This window comes from Acinetobacter sp. WCHAc060033 (assembly GCF_004209125.1).
Lineage (GTDB): Bacteria > Pseudomonadota > Gammaproteobacteria > Pseudomonadales > Moraxellaceae > Acinetobacter > Acinetobacter wuhouensis.
This window is the reverse complement of sequence record NZ_SGSW01000006.1, coordinates 1-20,327: the sequence shown is the minus strand read 5'-3', so window position 1 is coordinate 20,327 and position 20,327 is coordinate 1. Positions and strand designations below refer to the sequence as shown.

Here is a 20,327-nt window from a genome sequence, read left to right as displayed (position 1 = left end):
TGTCTTAAAAGCAAGAATGCTATTCAACCGCTTAATGCCGAGAGTTTCAATCATTTTTATGCAACAGATGATGCCTTTTACAGATTTTTCCGCTTTTGGCGCTTGATCTTTCCCTCCATTCCTGTATACCTTTAAACTTTCAACTCACATTTAGTTTTGGATTTCACCTGTGACCCAAAGACACGATCAAATTAGCTCTACCGTTTCAAATATTTCAACTGCAACCACATTACAAAAAACCGAAAATACATTACCTTCAGCTTTTGATCAGACGGAAATTCAGAATACATTGACACAGACAGCCTTAAAATCAGAACAACTGACCCATATTCCAAACTTAGCGAAGATTCCAACATCAACAAAAAGAATCAAGCCTTTAAATAACTTCTTGGGTCAAGATCGCGCAAAAGCTTCAGTAGAAGCAGGCATTGCCCTACCTTATTCTGGTTATAATATTTTTGCCGTAGGTACAGCAGGTCTTGGTAAAAAAACCATGATCAAACGTTTACTACAGCAACATGCCAAAACCATGCAAACGCCTGATGATTGGGTTTATGTTTATAATTTCAAAAATGCACGTCAACCAATCGCATTACAATTCCCTGCAGGTCAAGGAAGCAAGTTTGAAGCACTACTCCATCAAACTTGGCAAACGATTGTTAAACAGTTAGAACGTCGTTTTAGTGCAGAGACTTATCACAATCGCATTGAACGTATTCGCCAAATTACAGGTAATGAACAACAACTGGCTTTGGTTGAACTGACTAAAGAAGGTGAGGAACTTGATCTAAAATTGGTGAATCGTAACGACGAACATATTTTTGTTCCGATTCATGTCAAAGATGACAAAGTTTTGGAAATGTCACAGGAAGACATTAATGCACTCGATAGCAAACAGCGTGCAGAAATCAATTCCAACATGCGTTATATGGATAAAAAACTAGAACGCTTAGGTTTACAACTTGGCGATTTAGAAGATGATGCCCGTGACCAAGTGTCAGAGCTGAATCGTGATATTGCTAAACAAGTCGTTATTCCACGAATGGAACAAATTTTAGCGAAATTCAAAGCTGTTGTTGGGCTTGAACAATACTTAAAACTTTATGCTACAGATATTATTGACAATGTTGAAACGATTTTAGACCAAGAAGGTGAAGAATTTTCACCTGCCTTGTTTAATCGTGTCCCTGCACGTTATCAAGCCAATGTCGTCGTCAGCAATAAACCGAATTCTGGCGCGCCTGTCGTTTTTGAAGACTTCCCTACACATTACAACCTATTAGGTCATGTTGAGCAACTCACTCAAAATGGAACAATTACCACAGATTTTACTTTGATCCGTCCTGGTGTCTTACATCAAGCCAATGGTGGTTTTTTAATTTTAGAAGCTGAACAGCTTTTAGAACAACCTTATGCATGGCAAGGTCTTAAACGTGCTTTAAAGTCAGGACAACTCAAACTTTCATCCTTAGAACACATGCTGACTTTAACTGGTAGCATCTCGATTGAACCTGCACCAATTCCACTGAATTTGAAAGTCGTATTATTGGCTGAACCCGAAGTTTATTATCAAATCCTAGAAGTTGAACCTGAACTTGGCAGTGTCTTTAAAATTCGTGCAGACTTTACCGACACCTTACAACGTAATGATGACAATGAACAAGCCTATATGCAGCTCATCGCAGATTATGTGCAACAAGATAAATTACTCCCTTTTGATCGTTCTGCCCTTGCAGCATTACTAACAGATTCAAGTCGTCAAGCAGAAGATCAAAGTTCATTGTCATTGCATGCTTTAACTTTGGGTGATTTGATTCGTGAATCACATCACCATGCTGCACAAGCCGATGAAAAATTAGTCACATCGCATCATATCAATACCGCACTCAAGCATCGTCAATATCGTTTAGGCTATTTGAGAGAGTTGTATTGGCAAGATCTTTCACGTGGTACGCAGTTGATCGAAACCCATGGTCATCGCTTAGGACAAATCAATGCCCTGTCTGTAATTCAATATGCAGATGTTGAATTTGGCTTGCCTTCTCGTTTAACCGCATCAGTTTATCAAGGTGGCGGTGATATTCTCGATATTGAGCGTAGTGTAGAACTGGGCGGTTCATTGCATGCCAAAGGCGTGTTACTGATGTCGAGTTTCTTAAAAGCACACTTTGGTCGTGAACAAATCCTCCACTTCTCTGCGGCGCTTGCTTTTGAACAAAGTTATGGTCAAGTCGATGGTGATAGCGCAACTGTAGCTGAATTGTCTGCATTAATTTCAGCCATTAGCCAGATCCCAATTGATCAATCTTGGGCAATCACAGGTTCAATGAACCAATTGGGTCAAGTTCAGCCGATCGGTGGCGTGAATGCTAAAATTGAAGGTTTCTTTGATGCTTGTAAACTGCAAGGTTTAACAGGCAAACAAGGTGTCATTATTCCACGTCAAAACATGCAACATTTGATGTTGCGTCAAGATGTGATTGATGCGGTCAATGAAAATCAATTCCATATTCATGCGATTGACACTATTGACCAAGCTTTAGAAATTTTAATGGCACGTCCTGTCGGTACACTCGATAAAAAAGGTCGCTACACCAAGGGTTCAATTTATGCTGCTGTGATGGCGCAATTGGAATATTGGCAAGCACTCGAAGACGGGATTCAAATTGAAGAAAAACCAAAGAAAAAGAAAAAAGACAAGAAAGTAAAGAAGGAAAAAAGAGAGAAAGCTGATAAAGTTACTCAAGTTGATGAAAATCAACCAGAAGTTAGCGCAAAGCAAAATAAGCGGAAGTAGTCCTTCCACACAATACAAGCCCTGTTAATTCATGGCTTGTATTGGCTCAAAATATTGTGATGTGATTGTATAAATCACAAACAACAAAAAAGCACCTTTCGGTGCTTTTTTACATCTTCAGCAATTAAGCTTCAGGTGCTGGGCTATATTGTTCTACTAACGGTTTTAATTCACCATTTTGGAACATTTCTAGCATAATATCACTACCACCGATCAACTCACCATTGATCCATAATTGTGGGAATGTAGGCCAGTTTGCAATTTGTGGCAACATAGAACGAATATCTTGATTTTCTAAGATATTTACATAAGCAAATGGACGACCAATTTGGCTTAATGCTTCAACTGCACGTGCAGAGAAACCACACTGTGGAAATTGTGGTGTACCTTTCATATAAAGAAGTACAGCATGTTTAGCAATTTGATCGCGAATTAACGCTTCTGTATCACGTGCTTGTTCAGTCATTGATTAAATCCTCAACTCATCTGCCCGCATTATACCTAAATCCTACACAAAGAGTATGACTTCAAGATTATTTCCAATTTTATTTGTATTTAGGCTTTATATTTTCTGAATATTTTGGTTAGATGATTGCTTATATTTTTCATTCCTGACAGATAAGAGTTCGTCATGACTAACATTACCCTCGCTCCAGTCCAAACTGATCAACCTTCTCATTTGATGCCTGTATTCAGCCGTCAACAGATCAGCTTTGTCCGAGGACGAGGTTCTTATCTGTATACCGAAGATGGTACCGAGTATTTAGATGCTTTAACAGGGATTGCTGTTTGTGGTTTAGGACATGCGCATCCAGTCATTGCAGACGCCATTGCAGAGCAAGCTGCGACATTGATTCACACCAGTAATATTTATGAAGTACCTTGGCAAACTGCAGCAGCACAAAAGCTTGCTGAAGTGTCTGGCATGGAAGAAATTTTCTTCTCAAATAGTGGTGCAGAATCAAATGAAGGTGCGATCAAAATTGCGCGTAAATTTGGTCATCTACAAGGTGTAGCCAACCCTAAAATCATTGTTGCTGATCATTCTTTCCATGGTCGTACCCTTGCAACGCTTTCTGCGACAGGCAATAAAAAAGTGCAAGAAGGTTTTGCACCTTTGGTTGAAGGTTTTATCCGCGTACCTTTTGGTGATGTTGAAGCGATTGAAGAAGCTGCAATTAACCATCCTGACATTGTGGCAATCCTAGTTGAACCGATCCAAGGTGAAGGCGGTGTAAATACAGCACCTCAAGGCTTTAGCTACTTAGAAGACATTCGTCGTATTTGTAATCAGCATAACTGGCTCATGATGCTCGATGAAGTTCAAACTGGTAATGGTCGTACAGGTAAATACTTTGCATATCAACATACCAATATCGTGCCTGATGTGATGACGACTGCAAAAGGTTTGGGGAATGGTTTCCCAATCGGTGCTGTCATGACCCAAGGTCGTGGTGTAGGTGTTTTAACTGCTGGCAATCATGGTTCTACCTATAGCGGAACACACTTAGGTTCACGTGTTGTTTATACAGTGATTGATTTGATTCAAAAAGAAAATATTGTTGAAAATGCTGCCAACATTGGTTCTTATCTAGTTGATCAATTCCGCACTCAACTTGCAGATCAAAATGTCACAGTACGTGGTTTCGGTATGATGATCGGGATCGAATTACCTAAAGACTGTGGTGAGTTGGTGAATATTGCACGTGATGAACATCATTTAATTATCAATGTTACTTCAGGCAATGTGGTACGTTTGCTTCCAGCACTCAACATGAATCATGAACAAGCTGATGATTTGTTGAAGCGTTTAGTTCCTGCGATTAAGAAATTTCTTGCTTAATTAGAACGTTATATAACATCGGTTTTAAAACTAAGGGCTATTTGATATAGCCCTTAGTTTTTTTGAGTCATTATAAATGAGGTAAATTCCAAACATATAAAAGCCGCTTTAAAGCGGCTCTCATAGTAAAACTGGTTTAGATTAATTGTTATGAAGCTTCTTGGAAAATTCTGCCACCAGGTAGTTGGCTAAAATATTGTTTTAAAGCATCTAGGCAACGATGAATTTTCATTGGTTGTTGTTCACGTTTCAATGTCACAGCACTTAATGTGAATGTTGGTAACTTCCATTCTGGAAGCACTTCAACCAAGGTGCCATTCATCAATTCTTTTTGTACATCTAAATAAAGAATACGTGCAATACCGTGACCGTTTTGGCACAGTGATTTTGCAACAAATACATTATTTGTTTGAATACGATGCTTCATTTCTAGATTTACAACTTCACCAGTTGCACCGTGCTGAAATGAAAAATGCTGTGAATTTTTCATAATATTGATCGGAATCAAATCATGATTCTGTAAATCTTCAGGACGAGAAATTGGCGCAGTTTGATTCAAGTAACTTGGCGATGCCACCAAAATTTGATCTACGCGTGCAAGCGGTGTACAGCTCAAGTTATTCGCATCTTCGATCTTAGACGACATACGAATCGCGATATCAATACGCTCTTGGATTAAGTCGATATATTGATTATCTGCTTCAAAATGAACCATTAAACCACGATGTGCAGACATCCAATGTGATAATGCAGGAACAACATGTGTTGCACCTATTTCTGGGGTGGTCGCTATGCGTAAATCACCGACTAAATCGTCTCTCAACTCATTAATTCTGATTTTTCCACGCTCAGCCGCAGCGAGCATTTCTTGGCAACTGTGGAAAAAAGCTTGACCAGCCTCAGTTAAGCTCAGCTTACGAGTAGAACGATGCAACAGAGTAACTTCCATTTCATTTTCTAACGATCGAATTTGCTGACTCACTGCGCTTGTTGTAATGCCAAGATCACGCGCGGCACCACTAAAAGAGCTTTTTTCAACAACACAAGCAAATACACCCATTGCTCGAAGTTGATCTAACATAAATTCCCCTCTGAAATTATGAGCTACTTCACATTTTTTATTTAAAGCAACTCATTGTATTATACGAAGAAAATTATACTTTGCATCTAATTATTTAGTTAATTGGTAAAATATTTACCGGATTGATAGGTTTACCATCTAAACGCACCTGAAACTCCAACATTGTGCTACTTGCACCAGAAGCCCCCATTTCTGCAATCTTTTGACCTGCTGTCACATTTTGTCCACTTTTGACCATCATTTTACTATTGTGCGCATAAGCAGTGATATAACCATCTATATGTTTAACAAGAACAAGATTACCATATTCTTTTAAACCATCAGCAGCATAAACGACTTGCCCATCTGCAGCAGCAAAAATTGGATCTCCGATATTCCCACCGAAACGAATACCTTTAATATTGTTTGCTAAATTATAATTTGCAATCACCGCGCCATTGGATGGTTTTACCCATTTTAATCGTGTTGATTGAACCGTGGTTGCTGCCTGCTGAGTCACTGTATTTTGTTGAACTGGTGCTGTTGTAGCATTCTGTACAGGTGGCGTGTAGGTCGATTGCTGAGTTGGTAGATTGATCGTTTGACGTTGAATCTGTGGTTCGTTATTGATCAATGCTTTTGTTGTTGAACGTGTCGAGTTTGAACCACCTTTTTTCAAACGTAGCGATTGCCCAACATAAATCCGATATGGTGCTGCAATATCATTCATTTCAGCAACACTCAAATAACTCAATCCATAACGCATAGAAATACCACTTAGCGTATCTCCTGAGCGAACTGTATAATAATCGGGTGCAACAGCATAACGTGTTGGGTTATTAATCTGAGGCTTGGATGCACAACCTGTAATGAGCACTGTAGATGTTATAACAACGACAGATAAAATTGTTCTTATCCATTGCTTAGGCATTTGAATTTGAAACTGAGACCGAGCCACAAGCATTGATTTCCCTCTCTACAATCTTAAATTTAAAATATTTTGCTAAGAGTAGCAAAAAACACACTCATTTCACTGTTTAACAGTGCTTTTTCACAAACTTATAACACTCATACATCAAAATGACTATGTGAGAGCTGAGATTGTAACGTTTCTAGAATCCCATAATTCGTTGCATCCATCTGAATCGGAGTAATACTGACATATCCATTTGCAATCGCAAAAAAATCAGATTGAATATTAACCATGTTCTTTTTAGGGTCTGTTACGGCTTCACCTGCCAGCCCAATCCAATAGACTTGACGACCACGTGGATCAACTTGACTAGTAATCGGTTTTGATTGAATACGGCGACCTTGATAAGTAATTTGCGCACCTTGAATTTCAGCAACATCTGGAATATTAATATTGAGAATATGGCGTGGTGGCAATTCTGGTAAACCTTTGGCAATGAACTGATACACCCAATTTGCCGCTTGAGCATAGTCATTCGGGCTTTCATAAGCGCGGACATTACTTCCTGCTAAAGATACAGCGATTGCAGGTTGCTTCATCAAACGTCCCTCAAATGCAGCTCCCACTGTTCCTGAATATAAAACATCATCACCTAGATTTGCACCGCTATTGATTCCACTCACTACCAAATCGAATTCGAAATCAAATAGACCGTTCATAGACAGATAAACACAATCCGCAGGTGTGCCATTGACTGCCCACATATCTGGTGCAACTTGGATCGGGCGAAGTGGTCGATCTAAAGTTAGCGCACTGGAAAAACCACTACGTTCACTTTCTGGTGCAACAATCACTACACGACCTAAAGGACTTAATGCTTTGGCTAAAGCTTGGATACCTGGCGCAAACACACCATCATCATTGGCAATCAAAATATTCACAAAAACCTACTTACTCATTCATCGTTACAATTTAAATTAAATGACTCACGAGTTATTCAATTCAAATTTATTCAATAATTATATATAGTTACTAGCTCAATTTTAAATCTAACTTGTGACTAAAAAGATGATTACACGTTCTCTTACTCGTACAATTTCTATTGCTTTCATCACGCTTTGCACACAATCTGCATTTTCAGAAACTTTAACGCAACAAGAGTCTGATCTTTTAGCCAAAGAAGATATTGCTGCAACGCAAGTACTGACTGAAGTTTGCCCTGCTTTACTGGGTAATAATCCAATATTTCAAACTAAAATTGATGCGCTTACTCAAACATTATTAAAGGATTTATCAAAAACTACAACTTTAACCCAACTTCAACAAGACGCTGAATACCAAACTGCTTTAAAAGAAGCACGTGCCAACACAAAAGAAGTTGATCAAGCTGAACAAAAAATGGTTTGCCAAGATGTCATTGATTTAGAATCATAATACAAAAAAGTTTAAAGCATTTTAAATTTAAGCTGAGAAGTCGCTTCATTTGATCTCTCAGCTATAAATTCGAAAAAATATTAACCAATACTACAACTTCGATACATTTTCTCTATCGTTTTCACTGTTTTTCACTTTAATCTATGTCCATTCTTAAATTAACTATTGATTAGGTTCATCATGCATATGTCTTTAAAAATGCTTTCAATTAGCCTTATTTCAGCAAGTACTTTTTTGATCACACCTGCATTTGCAGCATCAAAAAAAGCTCCTGCTCAAGAACAAAATATTGATGTATCTCAAGATCAAGCATCTTTAGAAGAAATTGCAACTGTATATAATCTTTCAAAACTATGCCCATCACTTGTGAAGGACAAAGCAACTTTTGAAAAAGCTTATGAGGTAGAGTTGAAAAAAGTGTTGCCGAATGAAGCAAACCCTAAAACTTTTGTTCAAACCTTGGCAAAGCAAAAAGATTTTCAAGCGAAATTAAAAGATGTTCAAAAAGCATCAGCCAAATTCAGCAAGAAAGAGAATGCTGAAATGTGTCAAGAAGTTGCTGATTATCGCTACTGAATCTAATTGGTTACAATAAGTAAGAAATAAGCCGACTTTCCTTATAGAAGTCGGCTTTGCTTTGCCCTAAAATGCTAGCCTGTTTTGTGCTTATATAACGATTGGAACGACCTAGAATGACCCCAAAAAGCGCCATTGCTGCATTATTACTTTTGCCTTCATTTTCTTATGCAGCAACCGTCTTAACTACCCCGCCAGAATTAAATAATAAATCGTATGTCTTAATGGACTATGAGACAGGGCAAATTCTCGCGTCAAAGAGTGAAAATGAAAAACTCGCGCCTGCCTCAATGACCAAAATGATGACCAGTTACATCATTGAGCAGAAACTACTAAAAGGAGAACTGACAGAAGACGAAAAAGTTCGTATGAATGAGTCAGCTTGGTGTAAAGGGAGTAGCACAGAATCATGTATGTATGTTCCATTAAATGGTACTGCAACGGTTCTTGAAATGCTTCGTGGGATTATTATCCAATCAGGTAATGATGCGTCTAAAGCAATGGCTGAACATATTTCAGGTAATGAAGGTTCTTTTGCTTATGCAATGAACCAAGAAGCAAAACGTATCGGCATGACGAATACCAACTTCATCAATGCAACAGGTATGCCTGCTGATGGTCACTACTCAACTGCAAAAGATATGGCGCTTTTAGCGAAACATATCATTCATGACAGCTCAAAATACTACCCGATTTATTCTCAAAAAGAGTTTACTTTTAATGGAATTAAACAAGGTAACCGTAATGCCTTGCTTTATACAGATCCAAGTGTAGATGGTTTAAAAACTGGTCATACAGATGAAGCGGGTTTTTGTTTAACCACCTCTTCTAAACGTGGTCCAATGCGTTTGATCTCTGTAATCTTTGGCGCACCTTCAATGAATGAACGTGCGAACCAGACCCGTTCACTTCTTGCTTGGGGTTATTCAAACTTTGAGACTGTGAGCGTTCAGCCTGCCAACCAAGTCCTTGCTAAAGCAAAAGTGTACTTCGGTAAAGACAATGATGTTCAAATTGGTTTAGCTGAAAACTTCAACGTGACCATGCCTAAAGGTCAAGCCAATAACATCAAAACTCAAGTGACAGTTCAACCGAATTTGAATGCACCTTTAAAACAAGGTCAAGTTGTCGGTAAATTGACTGCAACACTGGATGGTAAAGTGATTGCTGAAAAGCCTCTTGTAGCGCTAAAAGCTGTTGAAGAAGCTGGTTTCTTCTCTCGCATGATCGACCATATCAAAATGTTCTTTAGCAACTTATTTTAATTCGATGTGTTAATTCAGCATGAATTAATCGCTTCTAAAGATTAGACGAAAGCATCCATCTCAACGATTTGGGTGCTTTTTCTTTTATAATCATGAACAATTACTTTTATAGACATGGAGTGTATCAATGAAAAAGAATATTCGTCCTTATTTAGAACATCATCCAAAAATTGACTCTACATGCTACATTGATGATTTATCAGTTGTCATTGGTGAAGTTTCTTTGGCTGAAAATGTGTCTGTTTGGCCATTTGCTGTGATTCGCGGTGATGTGAATAGCATTAAAATAGGTCGCAACTCCAATGTCCAAGATCATTGCATGCTACACGTCAGCCATAAAAATGATGCTAAACCAAATGGGTCACCGCTGATCATCGGTGAAGATGTCACGATTGGTCATCATGTCACACTACATGGCTGCACGATTGGCAATCGCGTCTTGGTGGGTATCAATAGCATTGTTCTCGATGACGTGATTATTGAAGATGATGTGATGATTGGTGCGGGTTCTTTAGTTCCACCACGTAAAGTTTTGGAAAGTGGATATTTATATGTCGGAAGCCCTGTACAAAAGGTTCGTCCTTTAACCGATAAAGAAAAAGAGTTTTTACCCTATTCCGCAAGACATTATGTCAAAGTCGCGAATAATTACATGGGTTAAGTGATTTGGCGTGGAGAAGCATTTTCCTCATGCAATACAGCATCACCTAAAGCCATTTAATTCAGAATTTATTGATAAAAAAGAGCCTTTCGGCTCTTTTATTTCACACACCATTTAGATTAACCAAAACGACCTGTGATATATGCTTCTGTTAACTGATGATCAGGTTGTGTAAACACTTTCTCAGTTGAGTTCACTTCGATCAAATCACCCAAATGGAAGTAAGCTGTACGGTCAGATACACGTGCTGCTTGTTGCATAGAGTGCGTAACGATCGCAATGGTATATTGATTAGACAGTTCAGAAATAAGCTCTTCAACTTTTGCCGTAGCGATCGGATCGAGTGCAGAACAAGGCTCATCCATCAAAATCACTTCTGGGCTAACAGCAATCGTACGTGCAATACACAAACGTTGTTGCTGACCACCTGAAAGACCTGTACCTGGTTGGTTTAAACGATCTTTCACTTCGTCCCAGAGACCTGCTTTACGCAGACTATTTTCTACAATTTCTTCTAGATCGTACTTATCTTTGGCTAAACCATGCAGTTTAGGGCCATAAGCAACATTTTCAAAAATTGATTTAGGGAATGGGTTTGGCTTTTGGAACACCATACCCACTTGAGCGCGAAGTAACACGACATCTAAGTTTGGATCGTAAATATCTTGATTATCTAATCGTACTTTACCAGTCACACGACAACTATCAATCGTATCGTTCATACGGTTTAAAGTACGTAAGAATGTCGATTTACCACAACCTGATGGCCCAATAAATGCAATCACTTCATTTTCATAAACTTGAAGATCAATACCCTTAATTGCTTCTGATTCACCATAGTAAACATGTACATCTTCAGCACTAAGCTTGACTGTTGTATTTTTCTCTTTCTTCGGTGACGACGCTTCAAACTGAGAGACAAAAGAAGTATTTGCTTGCTTTTGAGTTTGTTCAGTCGATGTAAATTGAGATTGTTCAGAATTCACGTTTATATCCTGCTTTAAGGAATTTTTAGTTTCTACAGTATTCATATATTCTGCCCTTTACCAACGAACTTCAAATTTCTTACGTAACCAAATTGCAAAGCTATTTAGTCCGACCATCAGCGCTAAGAGCACAATAATTGCAGCAGCGGTACGCCCTTCGAAGAAGTTACGTAGTTCGTTACCTTGCCATAAGTAAACTTGAACAGGTAAAGCCGTTGCTTGATCCATTGGTGATACTGGAATATTGGCAACGAAAGCGCTCATTCCGATCAATAGTAACGGAGCAGTTTCACCCAATGCATGCGCGATACCAATAATTGCACCCGTCATAATTCCTGGTAAAGCCAAAGGCAATACATGGTGGAATACAGTTTGTAGACGTGATGCTCCGATACCGAGGGCTGCTTGGCGAATTGATGGCGGTACAGCTTTCAATGAAGCACGTGTGGTAATAATCACTGTTGGTAAAGTCATTAAACTAAGTACCAAACCACCCACTAGCGGTGCTGAAATTGGTAAATGCATCCATCCAATAAAGATGGCAGCACCCAATAAACCAAATACAATCGAAGGCACAGCTGCGAGGTTATTAATGTTTACTTCAATAATATCGGTGATGAAGTTCTTCGGTGCAAACTCTTCTAGATAAATCGCACTTGCAACACCCAGTGGAATAGAGATCGCAATCACGATGAGCATCATGAATAATGACCCCATGAATGCACCTGCTAAACCTGCTGTTGCTGGTGAACTTCGTGAGTCTGGATTACTGAACATTTGTGTATTAAACGTACGGCTAATCACACCCGAAGCTTCCATTTTATCTGCAAGTTGACGAATTTCAGGATCTAATTGTTGCTGTTCATCTGGAAGTGTACGATCAATATTTCCTGCTAGCCAAACATCAATATTGGCATCTGCAAGGAAGTTTAATTCAACTTTTTTCCCAATTAACGCTGGATCTTTAAATACCATATCTCGGATACGATATGACTCAGAACTGGTATATAAGCTAGAAAGTTCATCACGATGGCTTTCTAAAGATGGATCTTTTGCAATCAATCCATTCACGATTAATGCATCCCAATCCACCATCCCCATTTTGGTTTGCCAATCAACATAACGCTCTTGGAACACCGCTGGCGACTCACCCACTTTCTGAGTTGGTTTAGGACCTGCATCAATCACTGTTGGATCAAAGTAAACAGGAACCGTCATACTGGCTTGCCAAAATGCAGGTAAGCCTTTATACAAAATACTGCCAAATAATATTGCAACAAATGCAAGACCCGTAATAACCGCTGAAAAACCAACTATGCGAAATACTTTTTCTTTACGATGGCGTTTTGACAAAGTACTGGCAATTTTTGCCTTACGTTTTTCACGCAGTTCTGCTGCTGCTTGAGGATCAAATACATTTTGATCCATAGGAGATGTATTTGTACTCATTCGTATTGCTCACGATATTTACGCACAATATAAAGTGCGACAATGTTTAGACACAATGTAATAGTGAATAAGGTCAGACCCAATGCAAAGGCAACCAATGCCTGTGGACTCGCAAAGTCAGTATCACCCGTTAATTGTTTTACAATCGTCACGGTTACAGTCGACACTGCTTCAAGTGGGTTGATATGCAGTAACGGACTGTTCCCTGCTGCAAGAACCACAATCATGGTTTCACCTACTGCACGAGATACTGCTAGTAAAAATGCACCTGTAATACCTGGCAATGCCGCAGGTAATACCACTTGGCGGATAGTTTCAGATTTGGTCGCACCTAAACCTAAAGAACCATCACGTAGTGAACGTGGTACTTGGGTAATAATGTCATCTGAAAGTGATGATACGAATGGGATAATCATAATCCCCATTGCAAAACCTGCTGTTAAAGCACTGGTTGCATTGACTTCGATACCCACTGCATCACCAATAGATTTGAAGATCGGACCAATCACCATCATGGCAAATACACCATAAACGATTGTTGGAATACCCGCTAAAACTTCAATCGTTGGTTTTGCCCATGAGCGGAACTTAGGCGAGGCATATTCCGCTAGATAGATTGCAATCATCAGTCCTAGAGGGACTGCAACTAATAATGCAATACCACTGACCATGAGTGTTCCCCATAGCAATGGTAATAAACCATAACTACCTTCTGCATTCCCAGAAGTGCTAAAGCCTGGATTCCACTCAGTACCAAAGAAGAAATCAATTGGACTCACAAATTGGAAAAAGTGCATTGCCTCACTGAACATCGACATCACGATACCGACAGTAGTGAGAATGGCAACACCAGAACAAAGAATCAAAACGATATTAATGGTTTTTTCAACTTCGTTACGCGCACGAAATTGTTGCGTAATTTTTTTACGCGCCCAGACTAAACCGAGCATTGCAATACAGACGACGACTGCAAATTTAGCAAATGCCCCAATACGTTCAAATTTTGACAACTGCTCTGCGGCTGCAACTTCATAAGCAGCTGGTGTATCCGTCACACCAAATCCTGAAGCAATCGCTTGAACACGCTCTACCAGAACATGTACCCCTGCTTCATCTAATGAAGAAGCAATATTTGCTGGAACATTTTTTAAAATAAGATGTTGTAGAACACTTGGTTCTACTAAGTTCCAAACAATCAAAATTAAAAAAGCTGGGATTCCACACCACAACGCCACCAAAGAGCCATAATAGCCTGGACGTGAATGTAAAATTGCAGTGTTATTTCCCTTACCTGCTAGGCTTCGGCTTTTACGTAGCCCGATTTGATATGCGATAGCGATTAAAGCTAATAACACGCCAATGAGTAGCAGATTCATGTATTCTCCACCGTTTTTTCAATTTTCATTATTTGAAAAAACTCTTCTTAGCAATGAAAGCCGATGGTAGTCTCCCACCATCAGCTTAATTGTTCGGTTTTATTATTTACCAGCTTTGAAACCAGCAAGTACTTTTGCACGTTCTGAGTCAGATAAAGAGATCAAACCTGCTTTATCTAGTTTAGAACCCTTACCAGAAACTTTCTTGCTCAAGAAGAATTCAGTAAATTCTTTTAAGCCTTTGATTGCTTGTAAATGTTCACCTTTTACATAGAAGTATAAAGGACGAGATACTGGGTATGTACCATTTAGAACAGTTTGTTCAGATGGAACTACATTGTTTACAGTAGCAACACGTAATTTGTCTTTGTTTTGATCATAGAAACCAAGACCAAATACACCTACTGCACTAGGAGAAGTTTTTAAACGTGCAAGTGTTTCAGTATAATCACCTGCAATTTCAATCACTTTACCGTCTTTACGGAAGTTTGAACATGCTTTTTTCTGAGCATCTTTATCTAACTTTTTGAAGTAATCATACGCTTCACAGCCTGATTCAACCATTTTCTCTTGGAACACTTCACGTGTACCGTGGTTAGATGCAGGAACAACTAAAGTAATTGGTTCATTTGGCAATGATTTGTCAATTTGATTCCAACGTGTATATGGGTTAGGAACCAATTTACCATTTGATGGTAATTCAGCTGCTAAAGCTGCAAATACGTGTTGTGGACGTAATTTATACGCTGCTTTGTTTGAGTTAGACGCGAAAACGATACCGTCATAACCGATTTTAATTTCTTGGATTTTATTTACGCCTGCTTTTTTACAAGCTGCGATTTCAGTGTCTTTAATTTTACGAGAAGCATTTGCGATATCAATTGTGTTATCGCCCACACCTGAACAGAACTGTTTTAGACCAGCAGAACTACCGCCTGAGCCAACTACAGGTGCTTTAAATTGAGGGAAAGTATTACCAAATTCTTCTGCAACGATACTTGCAAAAGGAAGTACAGTAGAAGAACCAGCGATTTGAATTGTATCACGAGCATTTGCTGTAGTTGCTAGTGCTGCCCCTGAAACTGCTAAAGCAAGTGCGATATGATTAATGCGCATTCTTTTCTCTCTTAAAATAAGCTGCGATATTTGAAAGACGCCACTTCAGTTTTTTGTTGTGTCGTGCTTTTCCGATAACTGCATTTTGATTTTAAAATATGACAAATAAGTTACAGCTTTATTACGCTTTTGTGATAATTGACGATTTGCATTTGATTTAATTAAAAATCTTTAAAATTCAATATGTAATAAACTGTATTTAATTTTTAAAATATAAAATTTTTCAGCTTCGAATTGTAATATTTCATGTTGATGTCATAAAACTACGATTTAAAATTATGCAAACACACGTCAAGTCACGTCGTACAAACAAAATTTAAGCATCTTTTATCGGCTAAAATATACAAAAAATGAGCAGTGAATATGACCAGTATAATGTCCAGAATCTCCTTACTTAGTCGCAAAGAATGGCACGAAACCTTTCTAAAAATGCTCAGTTCGACCAGTATGCTGACTTTTATTATCTGTATGAGTTGTCTGATTATTTACATTTTATTGTCTGAAATAAGTCAATATTTTATGATTCAAAATATAGTGATTAGCTTTAGTTTCATCAGCCTTTTTATATTGATCATGCAAACTTTCCGCTCAATGTATCGGGTCTATTATTTACCTTTAATGAACAGTTGCACACAAAGCTATCAAAAAATTATTTTCTTCTGCTGTAGTTTTTCGATGATGTTGATCATTTTAAGTTCTTTCTTACTGAGTTTTAGCAAAATGTTAAAGGATTATTACAACTAGAACCTCTTTATTGGTCATTTAGATTTTATTGTCGCCATTTCTTCATATTTCTCATATCTGCACAGCAAAAGCACAATTGAACAAAAATAAAGCAACAACCTTTATTAAAATTGCACTCTGTGTTTAAACGATTAAAATGCACCTATACCAACCCTGCGACTCCAAATTAGGTGATAAACATGCAACAAATGTGGTCAGACATCGATGCTTATATCGAATCACATTTAATTCCTGAAGATCCAATCCTGACTCAGACCTTAAAACATACGGCTGACAGAGGATTTCCAGATCACCTCGCAGTTGCAGCCAATCAAGGTATGTTGTTGCAAATGCTGATTCAAATGAACAAATGTAAACGTGTTTTAGAACTTGGTACTTTTGCAGCTTATAGCACCATGTGGCTAGCTCGTGCACTGCCCGATGATGGTTATATTTTAACGATCGAAGGTCGTGATACCCATGCCGCTTTAGGGCAAGAAAATATTGATAATGCCAAACTTAAACAAACTGTAGAATTAAAATGTGGTCGGGCTGCTGATATTCTTAAAGCTTTGCCTGCAGATACAGAAGCTTTTGACTTTATCTTTGTCGATGCGGATAAGCAAAGCTATCCTGAATATCTAGAATTAAGCTTAAATCTTTCACACTCAGGCACAGTGATTGTATTGGACAATGTGATTCGTGCCGGAGATATTCTTGACTCTAAAAATGTTAAGCCAAGTATCGAAGGCATCCGTGATATGTATAAAGCTATGCAAAACCATCCGAAAATTTTATCTTGTACTGCATTGCAAACAGTTGGTAGTAAAGGTCATGATGGTTTTGCAATCGCAATTGTAAAATAAACCCTAAATATTTTACTTTTCAACTAAAAAAGACTGCGACTACATCGTGGTCTTTTTTATTTTTAATTTTCCTATTTTTATACCACTGAATACTTCATATATTTGAGTTATCCCCTGAACTTGTTTGTAGAATTGTGGATAACTCAGTTATAGCTTTTTAAACCAATGAATATTATGAAATTTATTTAAGAGATTATTTTTTAATCAGTTAAAATATGCAATATTTAAAAAACTATTGCTTTTGAAAAAGCAAGATTTATCGAAATTATTTTTATCATTTAAAAATATAAAAGCCGTAAATTTGTAGATTTACGGCTCTGTAAAAACAACTATTGAATTACGTAATTTACTTAACTATTCAATAATTATTAAAATAATTTACTCAAAAACAATGATGAAATAAATAACGATTGATCGTAATTTTCATCAAAACGGTCATCAAAACTTTCATCAAAAAACAGAACCCTATTTAGTCACCAATAATGGAACAGATGAATTCCTAAAAATCGTTGTTGTAACACTACCGAGGAAAAACTGATGAATCTTACTATGACTAAATGCACCTAATACAATCAACTGGATTTGATGCTGATTTTGATAATCTAGAATATTTTCAGCGACATCACCATAACGATATTCAACAACAACATCCAAACCTGCATCTCTTAAACGTTGTGCAGGTTCATTTAATATTTCAGGATGATCTCCGACATAGACTAAATGGCATTGCAATAGCCGTAACAAGTCACTTTTCTCTACACGTTTAAGCATTTTTTGACAGGCTTCAGAAAGCTCATAGGCAAAAATAAAGCGTGTCGGCGGCTTAAAGGTTTCGCCTACAGTTAAAACCGTACTTTTCGTGCCACGAATAAAGTTTTCGACATTACTTCCTAGTACTTTATTCTTTTCAGCAGATCGCTCACCAACACGACCGATCACGGCAATATCATCTACAGTGAGTTCACTAAAACTTTGCTCAAGGAAATCACCTTTCATTTGAATTTGGCTGGGTGTAATCCCATATTTTTCTTGAATCATTTCTGAAATGTGCTTCAGTAAATTATTACTATAATCAAGTGCTAATTCACTTTGCTTCTGCTCCAACTCGGCAAGCTCTTTGAGTAACATGGCATTGCTTTCAAAACCAATAACCCCACTAATTTCACCTAAATGGTAACTTGCAGGGTAATAGTCCAAAACTTGCAATAAAACCAATTCACGTCCAGTTTTTTGCGCAATCCAAGCAGCTGCTTCTGCCAGTGCATTGATACATGGAGAAGAATCAATACACGCCACGACTCTATTCATTTTAACCTCGCTTTAGCTTTCCAGCTCTGGGTTTTCTTTATTTAAAATTAGCATAAGTTTTGGCAAGTTTGGACAGCTTTATGTAATCAATCCTTATTTTTATTAAGGATTTGTACAAAGCGTGAAATCACTCACGAAATCGAATAAATCGCGCAGGATTCCCTGCCACGATCTCACGTTCCGCAACATCCTTTGTCACCATACTATTCATTCCCACGACTGCTTTTGAAGCAATTTTCACACCATCTTTGATGCCTACATGTGCGCCTAACCAGACATCTTGTCCAATTTCGATGCCTTTCGATGTTACTGCTTGTTGATAAATCGGTTGCTCTAAATCCATACCGTGATCAAAGGCATAGAGATGGCAATAGGCAGCGATACGCACTTGGTCATGTAGTTTAATTCCTACACGCCCACCATCTAAAATGCAGTGATGATTAATCGCAACTTCATTGCCAATTTCCAATGGTCCATGCAAGGTACAATCCGCAGCAATAAAGGTATTATCACCGATAATAATTTTGCGTCCAGGTTCAGCGAAGATGTGTGCCAATGGAGAAATAAAGCAATTTTCACCAATTTCCACGGTTTCCATTGCCATAAGATAAGCTTGATATTCTTTTTGCCACTGCACTGCCCAATCCTTATTTTTGGGTTTGAGTGAATAATAAAGCCACGGCATATAATTCAAACGATGCTTATGTTGCTCACGATACTTCAGTAATGGATCTTGTTCAGTCATCGTTTTCTTCTACCAATTTAAGTTGTTCACGTCCTGAGAGGCGCTGCCTCGCAAGAGAGGACGTATGCACACTATTCGTCTAATAATTTTAACTGTTCACGTCCTCTAGTCACATCTTGGATTTTAAGTTTTAATGTGTCAATTTGATGGATTTGTAATAAGGCATCGACCTGCACACCTTCAGCAGTATATTGTTCTGTGTATTCAATTTGTTGGGTATTCAATTCATATTGAAAGATTGCCCATTCGTTAAATTGACATTGAAAATAAACTTTTTTCTTTTCTATTAATTCTATTTTTTCAGCGAGTAATAGGCACTGCCCTGCACACCCTCCATAGGCACGGACTAAACCACCTGTACCGAGTTTGATTCCACCATACCAACGATTGACTAAAACAATGGTATTGGTTAATTCATTACCTTCAATGGTTGCCAGTATTGGACGCCCTGCTGTGCCTGAGGGTTCACCATCATCATTTAAACGAACATTGTGCCCTATTTTCCATGCCCAGCACTGATGTGTGGTGCTAATGTCGAGGTGCTTTTCTAGAAATTCTTTGACCTGTTGTTCATTTTCTACAGGTGCAGCGATCGCTTGAAAGCGACTCTTTTTAATGTCCTCTTCAAACGTCGTTTCAGTTGCTAAGGTAAAAGCCATAAGGAAAATAAAACATTTAAACTCAATAGACTGTGATTATAGCGTGTTATTGCATAAATGACGGCTTTGAATCGTTTATTTATGGATGAATCGAATTTCATGATGCAATAAAAAACCCTAAGCGAACTTAGGGTTTGGTTTTTCAGTTTAATTTTAAAATATAAGCTGTTGATTCGTTAGCAAATTATCCAGCGTTGTATTTACATTTTCAAGGATTAAGAGATCTGTCTTAGCTAAAGGGCCAGTAGAACCATCACGATCAATAGAGATTACCGTATTAGCACCATCATAGCTTGTAAATACGTATTGTCCGATATTCCCCATATTAACCGTACTGTCTAATAACTCACTAATATCAATCTTATCAGCTTGGCTATCTGTCGCAGTATTACCTACATGAAAATCTGTCCATGTGTCTTTGCCATTTCCACCAGTAGCATCTGTATTAGACAATAATTTGAAAATGACAGTATCGGAGCTACCTGAAGTCGAAATAGTATCATTACCCGCAGTGCTATATAGCATGTCTTGATAAATAGACCCGACAAAC

The 20,327-nt window shown here is 38.1% G+C and carries 19 protein-coding genes; 7 read left to right on the top strand and 12 right to left on the bottom strand.

The genetic code is table 11. The annotated features are described in order from the left end of the window. The first annotated feature begins 190 nt into the window (after positions 1 to 190). Positions 191 to 2,797 carry a Lon protease family protein gene (locus EXE10_RS03640; RefSeq protein ID WP_416346095.1) on the top strand — a complete coding sequence of 869 codons (2,607 nt, stop codon included), beginning with the start codon at positions 191 to 193 and terminating at the stop codon, positions 2,795 to 2,797. 124 nt (positions 2,798 to 2,921) lie between these two features. Here EXE10_RS03640 and grxD read toward each other — a convergent pair whose 3' ends face one another. After that, positions 2,922 to 3,263, bottom strand: coding sequence for a Grx4 family monothiol glutaredoxin (gene grxD, locus EXE10_RS03635; RefSeq protein WP_068976030.1), 342 nt, complete (start codon positions 3,261 to 3,263; stop codon positions 2,922 to 2,924). Between the two features lie 165 nt (positions 3,264 to 3,428). Here grxD and EXE10_RS03630 point away from each other — a divergent pair, with 165 nt between their 5' ends. Continuing rightward, positions 3,429 to 4,640, top strand: coding sequence for an aspartate aminotransferase family protein (locus tag EXE10_RS03630; RefSeq protein WP_130112387.1), 1,212 nt, complete (start codon positions 3,429 to 3,431; stop codon positions 4,638 to 4,640). 148 nt (positions 4,641 to 4,788) lie between these two features. Here EXE10_RS03630 and EXE10_RS03625 read toward each other — a convergent pair whose 3' ends face one another. From EXE10_RS03625 to surE, 3 genes are all read right to left on the bottom strand, one after another. Then, positions 4,789 to 5,721: a LysR family transcriptional regulator gene (locus tag EXE10_RS03625; RefSeq protein ID WP_068976032.1), complete on the bottom strand. Its 933-nt coding sequence runs from the start codon at positions 5,719 to 5,721 to the stop codon at positions 4,789 to 4,791. Positions 5,722 to 5,815: 94 nt separating this feature from the next. Next, complete coding sequence (locus EXE10_RS03620) at positions 5,816 to 6,664, bottom strand: peptidoglycan DD-metalloendopeptidase family protein (protein WP_130112386.1); 849 nt, start codon at positions 6,662 to 6,664, stop codon at positions 5,816 to 5,818. Positions 6,665 to 6,768: 104 nt separating this feature from the next. Then, on the bottom strand, positions 6,769 to 7,554 hold the full coding sequence (gene surE, locus EXE10_RS03615) for a 5'/3'-nucleotidase SurE (protein WP_068976034.1): 786 nt from the start codon (positions 7,552 to 7,554) through the stop codon (positions 6,769 to 6,771). Between the two features lie 127 nt (positions 7,555 to 7,681). Here surE and EXE10_RS03610 point away from each other — a divergent pair, with 127 nt between their 5' ends. The 4 genes from EXE10_RS03610 to EXE10_RS03595 all read left to right on the top strand — a co-directional run bounded on the left by EXE10_RS03610 (position 7,682) and on the right by EXE10_RS03595 (position 10,549). After that, positions 7,682 to 8,047 (top strand): MCR_0457 family protein, encoded by a 366-nt coding sequence (locus EXE10_RS03610; protein ID WP_068976035.1) that lies wholly within the window; start codon positions 7,682 to 7,684, stop codon positions 8,045 to 8,047. Between the two features lie 180 nt (positions 8,048 to 8,227). Further along, positions 8,228 to 8,623: an MCR_0457 family protein gene (locus tag EXE10_RS03605; RefSeq protein ID WP_130112385.1), complete on the top strand. Its 396-nt coding sequence runs from the start codon at positions 8,228 to 8,230 to the stop codon at positions 8,621 to 8,623. Positions 8,624 to 8,739: 116 nt separating this feature from the next. Next, entirely contained in the window at positions 8,740 to 9,888 is a 1,149-nt protein-coding gene (gene dacC, locus EXE10_RS03600; protein WP_087551992.1) for a D-alanyl-D-alanine carboxypeptidase PBP5/6, read from the top strand. A gap of 127 nt (positions 9,889 to 10,015) precedes the next feature. Then, on the top strand, positions 10,016 to 10,549 hold the full coding sequence (locus EXE10_RS03595; RefSeq protein ID WP_130112384.1) for a gamma carbonic anhydrase family protein: 534 nt from the start codon (positions 10,016 to 10,018) through the stop codon (positions 10,547 to 10,549). A gap of 119 nt (positions 10,550 to 10,668) precedes the next feature. Here the strand turns inward: EXE10_RS03595 and pstB are convergent, their stop codons facing one another. The 4 genes from pstB to EXE10_RS03575 form a co-directional block, all read right to left on the bottom strand. After that, positions 10,669 to 11,580 carry a phosphate ABC transporter ATP-binding protein PstB gene (gene pstB / locus EXE10_RS03590; protein ID WP_130112383.1) on the bottom strand — a complete coding sequence of 304 codons (912 nt, stop codon included), beginning with the start codon at positions 11,578 to 11,580 and terminating at the stop codon, positions 10,669 to 10,671. 12 nt (positions 11,581 to 11,592) lie between these two features. Then, positions 11,593 to 12,984, bottom strand: a complete 1,392-nt coding sequence (pstA, locus tag EXE10_RS03585; RefSeq protein ID WP_068976040.1) for a phosphate ABC transporter permease PstA — start codon at positions 12,982 to 12,984, stop codon at positions 11,593 to 11,595. Continuing rightward, positions 12,981 to 14,360 (bottom strand): phosphate ABC transporter permease subunit PstC, encoded by a 1,380-nt coding sequence (gene pstC / locus EXE10_RS03580; RefSeq protein ID WP_068976041.1) that lies wholly within the window; start codon positions 14,358 to 14,360, stop codon positions 12,981 to 12,983. Before pstC ends, pstA begins: the two co-directional genes overlap by 4 nt. A gap of 102 nt (positions 14,361 to 14,462) precedes the next feature. Then, complete coding sequence (locus EXE10_RS03575; RefSeq protein ID WP_087551990.1) at positions 14,463 to 15,476, bottom strand: substrate-binding domain-containing protein; 1,014 nt, start codon at positions 15,474 to 15,476, stop codon at positions 14,463 to 14,465. 923 nt (positions 15,477 to 16,399) lie between these two features. Between EXE10_RS03575 and EXE10_RS03565 the strand changes: the two genes are divergently transcribed. Continuing rightward, complete coding sequence (locus EXE10_RS03565; RefSeq protein WP_087551989.1) at positions 16,400 to 17,065, top strand: O-methyltransferase; 666 nt, start codon at positions 16,400 to 16,402, stop codon at positions 17,063 to 17,065. A 465-nt stretch (positions 17,066 to 17,530) separates the two neighbouring features. Here the strand turns inward: EXE10_RS03565 and EXE10_RS03560 are convergent, their stop codons facing one another. The 4 genes from EXE10_RS03560 to EXE10_RS03545 all read right to left on the bottom strand — a co-directional run. Continuing rightward, the gene (locus tag EXE10_RS03560) at positions 17,531 to 18,373 is read right to left on the bottom strand and encodes a universal stress protein (protein ID WP_130112382.1); all 843 of its coding nucleotides are present in this window, start codon (positions 18,371 to 18,373) and stop codon (positions 17,531 to 17,533) included. 127 nt (positions 18,374 to 18,500) lie between these two features. Next, positions 18,501 to 19,118, bottom strand: a complete 618-nt coding sequence (locus tag EXE10_RS03555) for an acyltransferase (protein ID WP_087551987.1) — start codon at positions 19,116 to 19,118, stop codon at positions 18,501 to 18,503. A 71-nt stretch (positions 19,119 to 19,189) separates the two neighbouring features. Next, a complete protein-coding gene (locus tag EXE10_RS03550; RefSeq protein WP_130112381.1) occupies positions 19,190 to 19,777 on the bottom strand; it encodes an IMPACT family protein in 588 nt (195 codons plus the stop codon). Positions 19,778 to 19,930: 153 nt separating this feature from the next. Then, positions 19,931 to 20,327 (bottom strand): type I secretion C-terminal target domain-containing protein (locus EXE10_RS03545; protein ID WP_130112380.1); only part of this gene is annotated, 397 nt, incomplete at its 5' end.